Source organism: Streptomyces sparsus, from assembly GCF_054776295.1.
Window position 1 is genome coordinate 1 of the sequence record NZ_BAAHCA010000135.1, and the last position, 8,402, is coordinate 8,402.

Below are 8,402 nucleotides of genomic sequence, written 5' to 3' on the forward strand. Positions count from 1 at the left end.
CCGCCCCCTCGTGCGGAGGGTGCGGGCCGCCGTCGTCTGCGGGTGGTCCCGGTGGCGCTGGGGCGCCCGGTCAGGCGAGCAGGGCCGGAATGGTGGCCTCGTGGGTCTGCCGCAGCTCGTCCAGCGGGATGCTGAACTGGCCCTGCACCTCCAGCTCGGTGCCGTCCAGCACGCCGATGCGGGTGACGGGCAGGCCGCGGGCGCCGCACATGTCGTTGAAGCGGACCTCCTCGCTGCGCGGCACCGCCACCACCGCGCGGCCGGCGGACTCCGAGAAGAGGAACACGAACGGGTCCAGTCCGTCCGGGACGACCAGCCGGGCGCCGGTGCCGCCGTGCAGGCAGGACTCCACGACGGCCTGGACGAGTCCGCCGTCGCTGAGGTCGTGCGCGGCGTCGATCATGCCGTCGCGGGACGCGGCGACGAGGATCTCCGCGAGCAGCCGCTCGCGCTCCAGGTCGACCTTCGGCGGCAGGCCGCCGAGGTGGCCGTGCGCCACCTGCGACCAGGCCGAGCCGCCCAGCTCCTCGTGGGTCTCACCGAGCAGGTAGAGCAGCTGGCCCTCCTCGGTGAAGGCCACCGGAGTGCGGCGGGTCACGTCGTCGATGACGCCGAGCACGCCGACCACCGGTGTCGGGTGGATGGCGGTGTCGCCGGTCTGGTTGTACAGCGAGACGTTGCCGCCGGTGACCGGGGTGCCCAGCACCTGGCAGCCGTCGGCCAGGCCGCGGGCGGCCTCGGCGAACTGCCACATCGCGTCCGGGTCCTCCGGGGAGCCGAAGTTGAGGCAGTTGGTGACGGCGAGCGGTGTGGCGCCGGTCGCGGCGACGTTGCGGTACGACTCCACGAGGGCGAGCTGCGCGCCGGTGTAGGGGTCGAGCTTGGCGTACCGGCCGTTTCCGTCGGTGGCGACGGCGACACCCAGGTTGGTGGTGTCGTCGATGCGGATCATGCCGCTGTCCTCGGGCTGGGCGAGCACGGTGTTGCCCAGCACGTAGCGGTCGTACTGGTCGGTGATCCACGCCTTGGACGCCTGGTTGGGCGAGCCGACCAGCCGCAGCACGTCGGCGCGCAGCGCGTCGGCGCCGCCCGGGCGCGGCAGCTTGGCGGCGTCGTCGGCCTGGAGCGCGTCCTGCCAGGAGGGCCGGGCGTAGGGGCGCTCGTAGACCGGGCCCTCGTGGGCGACGGTCCGCGGCGGCACGTCGACGATCTGCTCGCCGTGCCAGTAGATCTCCAGCCGGTCGCCCTCGGTGACCTCACCGATGACGGTGGCGATGACGTCCCACTTCTCGCAGATCTCCAGGAAGCGGTCGACGTTGCCGGGCTCGACGACGGCGCACATCCGCTCCTGGGACTCGCTCATGAGGATCTCCTCGGGCGAGAGCGTGGCGTCGCGCAGCGGCACGGTGTCCAGTTCGACGCGCATGCCTCCCGAGCCGGCGCTGGCCAGCTCGCTGGTCGCGCAGGACAGGCCGGCGCCACCGAGGTCCTGGATGCCGACGACGAGTTCCTCGCGGAAGATCTCCAGGGTGCACTCGATGAGCAGCTTCTCCTGGAAGGGGTCGCCGACCTGGACCGCGGGCCGCTTGGCGGGGCCGTCCGCGTCGAAGGTCTCGGAGGCGAGCACGGAGACGCCGCCGATGCCGTCGCCGCCGGTGCGGGCGCCGTAGAGGATCACCTTGTTGCCGGTGCCGGAGGCCTTGGCGAGGTGGATGTCCTCGTGCTTCATGACGCCCACGCACAGCGCGTTGACCAGCGGGTTGCCCTGGTAGCAGGGGTCGAAGACGACCTCGCCGCCGATGTTGGGCAGGCCCAGGCAGTTGCCGTAGCCGCCGATGCCGGCGACGACGCCGGGCAGGACCCGCTTGGTGTCGGGGTGGTCGGCGGCGCCGAAGCGCAGCGGGTCCATCACCGCGACCGGGCGGGCGCCCATGGCGAGGATGTCCCGGACGATGCCGCCGATGCCGGTGGCGGCGCCCTGGTAGGGCTCGATGTAGGACGGGTGGTTGTGCGACTCCACCTTGAAGGTGACGGCGTAGCCCTGGCCGACGTCGACCACACCGGCGTTCTCGCCGATGCCGACGAGCATGGCGTCGGACTGCGGCGCCTTCTCGCCGAACTGGCGCAGGTGCACCTTGCTGGACTTGTACGAGCAGTGCTCGGACCACATGACGGAGTACATGGCCAGCTCGGCACCCGTGGGGCGGCGGCCCAGGATGTCGCGGATGCGCGCGTACTCGTCGCTCTTGAGGCCCAGCTCCGCCCAGGGCTGCTCGTCGTCGGGGGTCTTGGCTGCGTGCTCAGTGGTGTCGAGCGTCATCAGGCGTCCACCAGATTCTTGATCGCCGAGGTGAAAAAGCCGAGCCCGTCGGTGGTCGGGCCGGTGAGGGCCTCGACGGCGTGCTCGGGGTGCGGCATGAGGCCGACCACGTTCCCGGCCTCGTTGGTGATGCCGGCGATGTCGCGGCGCGAGCCGTTGGGGTTGCCGCCGAGGTAGCGGAACACGACCCGGCCCTCCGCCTCCAGTGCGTCGAGGGTGCGCTCGTCGGCGACGTAACCGCCCTCGCCGTTCTTCAGCGGCACGGTGATCTCCTGGCCGGCGGTGTAGTCCGTCGTCCAGGCGGTGGTGGTGTTCTCGACGCGCAGCCGCTGGTCGCGGCAGACGAAGTGCAGGTGGTCGTTGCGGGTGAGCGCGCCGGGCAGCAGGTGCGACTCGCACAGCACCTGGAAGCCGTTGCAGATGCCCAGCACCGGCATGCCGGCGCGGGCCTGCTCGATGACCGTGGCCATGACCGGCGAGAAGCGGGCGATGGCGCCGCAGCGCAGGTAGTCGCCGTAGCTGAAGCCGCCGGGCAGGACGATCGCGTCGACCTGCTGGAGGCTGGTGTCCCGGTGCCACAGAGCGACGGGCTCGCCGCCGGCGAGGCGGACGGCGCGCAGCGCGTCCCCGTCGTCGAGCGAGCCGGGAAAGGTGACCACTCCGACGCGGGTGCTCACTGGGTCACTCCGTGGAGACCGGCGCCGGCTGCTTCCTCGACGCGGACGGTGAAGTCCTCGATCACGGTGTTGGCGAGGAACGTCTCGGCCATTTCCCGAATACGGGAGAGGGCGGCGTCGTCGACGGGGCCCTCCACCTCGAGTTCGAAACGCTTGCCCTGGCGGACGTCGGTGATGCCCTCGAAACCGAGCCGGGGCAGGGCGCGCTGAACCGCCTGCCCCTGCGGGTCGAGGATCTCCGGCTTGAGCATGACGTCGACTACGACGCGAGCCACAGGTACTCCCGGTGGTGTTGGTGCTTGGCTGCCCGGTGCCGTGTCCGCCGCCGCGCTGAAGCGGATCGTCCGGACGAATCGGCTGCTGTCTCAGCGTACCCGGGCCCTGGATCTACGCGGGTAGATATCGGAGGCCCCTCATCACGTTCAGATCTCGGCGGCAAAAACCCCTGCCCGGAACGCGACGAAAAACGTATCGTCCCTAATGTGGCGTGACACGCGGACTGGAATTACCCGGCTTCGCATGACAATGGCCGCCGCTGTACAAAGGAAAAAGCGGTACCACTGCCTTCCGGCAGTCCGGGTACCACCCATGTCAGCGTGGGTGCCGCTGTACACCTCAGGCGGCGTTCCTCCCGAAAGGACCGAATATCCGTGGCACAGCGCGTAGTGGTCACACTCTCCGACGACATCGACGGCGGGGAAGCGGCCGAGACGGTGGTCTTCGGCCTCGACGGCAGGGGTTACGAGATCGATCTGAACTCGGCGAATGCCGGGAAACTGCGTGAGGCACTCGCCCCCTTCGTGGAGGCCGGCCGCAAGCGGGCGAAGTCCGGCCGCACGTACCACCGCACGGCAGTGGCCCCCGACCCGCAGGCCGTGCGCGCCTGGGCCCAGTCCAACGGGCACGAGGTGCCGGCCCGCGGGCGCATCCCCAAGCGGGTCTACGAGGCGTTCAACGAGGCCAGTTGAGGGGAGCACCCCCTCGGCGGGACACCGACTTGCATCGCACCCGGGGTGATCGGCTACAGTCAGGGCACACCGCGAGGGCGGGCCGGAAACGGCAAGTCCGAACCGGTCACGCAAGTCATGCGGGTGTAGCTCAGTAGTAGAGCGCCCTCTTTCCAAGAGGGAGGCGCAGTGTGCAATCCCTGTCACCCGCTCCACTTGCTCAACCGGTCCTCATGGATCAGGTAGAGTGGGCTTCGCGCCACTCGGTGAAAGCCGGGTGGGTGCGTGCGGACGTAGCTCAGCTGGTAGAGCGCAACCTTGCCAAGGTTGAGGTCGCGAGTTCGAACCTCGTCGTCCGCTCCATCGATTCGGCCCCGGTCTTCGGACCGGGGCCGTTTTCGTGTGCCCGCCGAACCACGGTGCTGTGCTGCCCGGTGTTCCGGCTGCCCGGTGGGGCCGTCCCGCGGTCTCCGCTGGTCGGCGCGGCGGCTCTCCCGCTCGCCGGCTGACATTTGTCATGCGGGCCGGTGACAGCCGGCACTGCCGCCGGCCGTGCTCCGGCGGAAGGCTGGAGTCATGAACACCGAGGAACGAGTGATCACGACAGCCGGGTTGCGCCGGCGCTACGGACCGAAGGGCACGTCCGGCTTCGAGGCGGTGCGGGGGCTGGACCTCGACGTGACCCGGGGCGAGGTGTTCGCCCTGCTGGGCACCAACGGCGCGGGCAAGACCTCAACCGTGGAGCTGCTCGAAGGACTGGCCGCGCCGTCCGCCGGCAGTGTGCGAGTCCTCGGGCACGACCCGTACCGGGAACGCCGCCGGATCCGGCCGCGCGTCGGCATGATGCTCCAGGAGGGCGGCCTGCCGTCCGACCTGACCACCATGGAGACGGCCCGCATGTGGGCCGGCGTCACCTCCGGGGCCCGGCCGGTGGGTGAGGCGCTGGAGATGGTCGGGCTGGCCGGCCGGGCGGCCGTCCGCGTCAAGCAGCTGTCCGGCGGGGAGCGCCGGCGCCTCGACCTGGGTCTGGCGCTGGTCGGACGGCCCGAGGTGCTGTTCCTCGACGAGCCGACGACCGGCATGGACCCCGAAGGCCGCCAGGACACGCACCAGTTGGTGCGCGAGCTGCAGGCCCAGGGCACGACGGTGCTGCTGACGACCCACTACCTGGAGGAGGCCGAGCAACTCGCCGACCGGCTGGGGATCATGCACCAGGGCCGGCTGGTGGTGTCCGGTACTCCCGCCGAGGTCACCGCGTCCCGCCCGTCGACGATCCGCTTCAGCCTGCCGGCCGGCGTGGACCCGGCCCGGCTGCCGCTGTCGGTGCCGGCCGCGGCGCACGGACAGCGGGTCGAGGTGCGCACCAAACAACTCCAGGAAGCACTCACCCGCTTGCTGGACTGGGCCAGGGAGCAGCACATCGAACTCCTCGGCCTGGACGCCCGGTCCGCGTCCCTGGAGGACGCCTTTCTCGACATCGCCCGGCGGGAGGACCTCGCGGGCGACGCCCCGCCGGACGGGGACTCCCCCGGCGGCGCCCCACCGTCGCCGTCCGCCGGTGGGCCGGCCGGCCTGGTGAAGACGATGCGTAAGGCGGTGTCCCGATGAGCGCCACGACACTGACGACCGGCTCCCCGCAGCGGCCCGGCACCACCGGCAGGACCACGGTGCCGGGGCGGCTGGCGGCACTGGGCCGGGCGGAGCTGACCCTGCTGCTCCGCAACCGCACCGCCGTGTTCACCTCGCTGCTGATGCCGCTGAGCCTCGTGCTGCTGCTGCGGACGTCGTTGGGCAGCGGCGTTCTCGAGGGCAGCAGGCTGACCGCGAACAGCATGGTGATGACCGGCGGCATCGGCGTGGTGCTGATCCTCGTCGTCTACGTCAACATGGTCGCTACCTTCGTGTCGCGACGTGAGGAACTGGTGCTCAAGCGGCTGCGCAGCGGGGAGCCCCGGGACACCGAGATCCTCGCCGGGACGGCCGCGCCGAGCGCGTTGCTGGCGCTGCTCCAGGTCGCGATGCTGCTGCTGACCGGCGCGCTGGCGCTGGATCTGGCGGCGGTGCACCGCCCGGACCTGCTGCTGGTCGGGCTGGCGCTGGCCCTCGTCACCCTGACCGGGCTGGCCGCGGCCACCGCCGCCTTCACCAAAACAGCGGAGAGCGCGCAGATCACGGCGTTGCCGCTGATGATGGTGTCGTTCTTCGGCTCGGGCCTGGGTGTGCCGCTGGACGCGCTGCCCGACCGGTTGGCGACGGTGTGCGAACTGCTGCCCATGACTCCGGTGATGGACCTCGTCAGGTACGGGTGGCTGGGTGCCGACTCGGGCGCCGAGCCGCTGCGCGCGCTGGGGCTCGCGGTGGTCTGGACCGCTCTGACGGTGTTTGCTGTACGCCGGTGGTTCCGGTGGGAGCCACGACGCTGACCGGCAGACCGCCCGGCACCGCACGAGGCCGTCCGGCCGCGCGCCCCCGGACGGCCTCGCGGCCGGACGGCCGTCGGGCCCGGAGCCGGGTCGGGGTCGGGGTCGGGGTCGGCAGGAACGGAGGAGGTGCGCGGTGGTGGTCGGTGGTGTGGCGCCGTCCGGGGGCAGGAAGTGGACTGCCTGGTGGGACCGGCGGAGTGATCCGGCCCGGATCGAGCTGTACACGCGCCTGTCGTTCCACTTCTTCGTGCTGGTCGGCACGGCGACCACCGCGCTGCTCACCATGCACTCCGCACACCCGGACTGGGTCCGGGCGGTGCTGCCCGTCGTGGTGCTGGCCGACGGGGTCGTGACGGCGTTCACGGCGAGCCGGGTCCTGGACTGGGCGCTGGACCGCCGGGAGCGGCCCACCCGGCTGCTGGCGGCGTGCGGCGGCCTGTCGGCGGGGCTGTCCCTGCTCGGGCTGGTCCTGTGGGGTTTGGGGTGGTTCGGGAACGGCGAGACGGCCGCCTACGTGGTCATCGCCCCGGTGACGCTGGCGATGATCCCGCTGACCGCCAACCTGCGCCCGGTGCGTCGCATCGCGGCCCTGGCGGCCGGCGCAGCGCTGGGCACGCTGCTGGTGGCGCTCGCGCTGGGCGTTCCCGGCCCGGAGACGGCCGGATTCACCACGGGCGTCCTGGTCGGCGGCCTGTTCATGGCGTTCACCTCGCGGTTCTCGGTGTGGCTGCTCGCCGTCGTGTGGGAGCTGGACGGCGCCCGCGACACCCAGGCCCGGCTGGCCGTCGCCGAGGAGCGGCTGCGGTTCGGCCGGGACCTGCACGACGTGCTGGGCCGGAACCTGTCGGTGATCGCGCTGAAGAGCGAGCTGGCCGCCCAGTTGGCACTGCGCGGCTCGGACGCCGGCGTGGACCAGATGGTGGAGGTCCAGCGCATCGCCCGGGAGTCGCAGCGTGAGGTCCGGGAGGTGGTCCGCGGCTACCGGGAGATAAACCTCGACACCGAACTCGCCGGCGCGCGGGGGGTGTTGGAGGCGGCCGGGATCCGCTGCCGGATGGACACCGGGGACGACCGGCTGCCGGAGGCCGTGCAGTCGGCGTTGGGCTGGGTGGTCAGGGAGGGCACGACCAACGTGCTGCGGCACTCGGACGCCCGGCTGTGCACGGTGTCGCTGCGCATCGACCGGGAAGCGGTGCTGACGATGGACAACGACGGGGTGCCGGAAGGCGGCCGGGAAGCGGGCGCGTACCCCTCGGGCGGCGGGCACGGCCTGGACGGGCTGCGCGAGCGGCTGTCCAAGCTCGACGGGCGGCTGGAGGCCGGGCCGCAGGACGGGAACCGGTTCCGGCTCACCGCACGGCTGCCGTTGACGAGGGAGAACTGAATGGGCGAGGCCGGGTCGCACACCATCCGGGTGCTGCTGGCCGACGACGAGCACCTGATCCGCGGCGCGATGGCCGCGCTGCTGGCCCTGGAGGACGACCTGCTGGTCGTCGCGGAGGCCGCCACCGGTCCGGAGGCGCTGGCGATGGCCCGCGCGCACCACCCGGACGTCGCGGTGCTCGACCTCCAGATGCCCGGTTCGGACGGGGTCGCGGTGGCCGCCGCCCTGCGCACCGAACTGCCCGGCTGCCGGGCCATGATCGTCACCGGTCACGGCCGGCCCGGGCACCTCAAACGGGCGCTGGCCGCCGGGGTCCGGGGCTTTCTGCCGAAGACGGTGTCCGCGCAGCGGCTCGCCGAGATCATCCGCAGCGTGCAGGCCGGCAACCGCTACGTGGACCCGGAGCTGGCGGCGGACGCGATCAGCTCCGGCGAGTCGCCGCTCACCGCCAGGGAGGCGGAGCTGCTGGAACTGGCGGCGGACGGGGCCCCGATCGCCGAGATCGCCCGCCGCGCCTCGCTGGCGCCCGGCACCGTGCGCAACTACCTGTCGGCAGCGGCGGCGAAGCTCGGCGCGGAGAACCGGCACGCCGCCGTGCGTCTGGCCAGGGAGCACGGCTGGCTCTGACGGCCGTGCTGCGGACAGGCCCCG

8 protein-coding genes and 2 tRNA genes are annotated in these 8,402 nt (G+C 72.0%); 7 read left to right on the forward strand and 3 right to left on the reverse strand.

Annotated features, from left to right (window positions below; translation table 11 throughout):
- Positions 1-70: 70 nt before the first annotated feature.
- The 3 genes from purL to purS are packed head-to-tail and all read right to left on the reverse strand — an operon-like array spanning position 71 to position 3,272.
- Positions 71-2,320 (reverse strand): phosphoribosylformylglycinamidine synthase subunit PurL, encoded by a 2,250-nt coding sequence (gene purL / locus ACYVE9_RS09795; protein ID WP_461027370.1) that lies wholly within the window; start codon positions 2,318-2,320, stop codon positions 71-73.
- Positions 2,320-2,997 carry a phosphoribosylformylglycinamidine synthase subunit PurQ gene (purQ, locus tag ACYVE9_RS09800; protein ID WP_461027371.1) on the reverse strand — a complete coding sequence of 226 codons (678 nt, stop codon included), beginning with the start codon at positions 2,995-2,997 and terminating at the stop codon, positions 2,320-2,322. Before purQ ends, purL begins: the two co-directional genes overlap by 1 nt.
- On the reverse strand, positions 2,994-3,272 hold the full coding sequence (purS, locus tag ACYVE9_RS09805) for a phosphoribosylformylglycinamidine synthase subunit PurS (protein WP_461027372.1): 279 nt from the start codon (positions 3,270-3,272) through the stop codon (positions 2,994-2,996). The genes purQ and purS overlap by 4 nt, the downstream gene beginning before the upstream one ends.
- Positions 3,273-3,647: 375 nt before the next feature.
- Between purS and ACYVE9_RS09810 the strand changes: the two genes are divergently transcribed.
- The 7 genes from ACYVE9_RS09810 to ACYVE9_RS09840 all read left to right on the forward strand — a co-directional run bounded on the left by ACYVE9_RS09810 (position 3,648) and on the right by ACYVE9_RS09840 (position 8,378).
- Positions 3,648-3,965 carry a histone-like nucleoid-structuring protein Lsr2 gene (locus tag ACYVE9_RS09810; RefSeq protein ID WP_461027373.1) on the forward strand — a complete coding sequence of 106 codons (318 nt, stop codon included), beginning with the start codon at positions 3,648-3,650 and terminating at the stop codon, positions 3,963-3,965.
- Between the two features lie 119 nt (positions 3,966-4,084).
- Positions 4,085-4,159: transfer RNA gene (locus ACYVE9_RS09815), tRNA-Gly, on the forward strand.
- Between the two features lie 72 nt (positions 4,160-4,231).
- Positions 4,232-4,307 (forward strand) — tRNA-Gly (locus ACYVE9_RS09820).
- 213 nt (positions 4,308-4,520) lie between these two features.
- Positions 4,521-5,552 carry an ABC transporter ATP-binding protein gene (locus tag ACYVE9_RS09825; protein ID WP_461027374.1) on the forward strand — a complete coding sequence of 344 codons (1,032 nt, stop codon included), beginning with the start codon at positions 4,521-4,523 and terminating at the stop codon, positions 5,550-5,552.
- Positions 5,549-6,367 (forward strand): ABC transporter permease, encoded by an 819-nt coding sequence (locus ACYVE9_RS09830; RefSeq protein ID WP_461027375.1) that lies wholly within the window; start codon positions 5,549-5,551, stop codon positions 6,365-6,367. The genes ACYVE9_RS09825 and ACYVE9_RS09830 overlap by 4 nt, the downstream gene beginning before the upstream one ends.
- 133 nt (positions 6,368-6,500) lie before the next feature.
- The gene (locus ACYVE9_RS09835; RefSeq protein WP_461027376.1) at positions 6,501-7,751 is read left to right on the forward strand and encodes a sensor histidine kinase; all 1,251 of its coding nucleotides are present in this window, start codon (positions 6,501-6,503) and stop codon (positions 7,749-7,751) included.
- A complete protein-coding gene (locus ACYVE9_RS09840) occupies positions 7,752-8,378 on the forward strand; it encodes a response regulator (protein ID WP_461027377.1) in 627 nt (208 codons plus the stop codon). It begins immediately after the preceding gene.
- Positions 8,379-8,402 lie beyond the last annotated feature (24 nt).

Coding starts and splice junctions, on each gene's coding strand:
- purL (WP_461027370.1), bottom strand. CDS start 2,320: ATGACGCTCGACACCACTGAGCACGCAGCCAAGACCCCCGACGACGAG.
- ACYVE9_RS09825 (WP_461027374.1), top strand. CDS start 4,521: ATGAACACCGAGGAACGAGTGATCACGACAGCCGGGTTGCGCCGGCGC.
- ACYVE9_RS09830 (WP_461027375.1), top strand. CDS start 5,549: ATGAGCGCCACGACACTGACGACCGGCTCCCCGCAGCGGCCCGGCACC.
- ACYVE9_RS09840 (WP_461027377.1), top strand. CDS start 7,752: ATGGGCGAGGCCGGGTCGCACACCATCCGGGTGCTGCTGGCCGACGAC.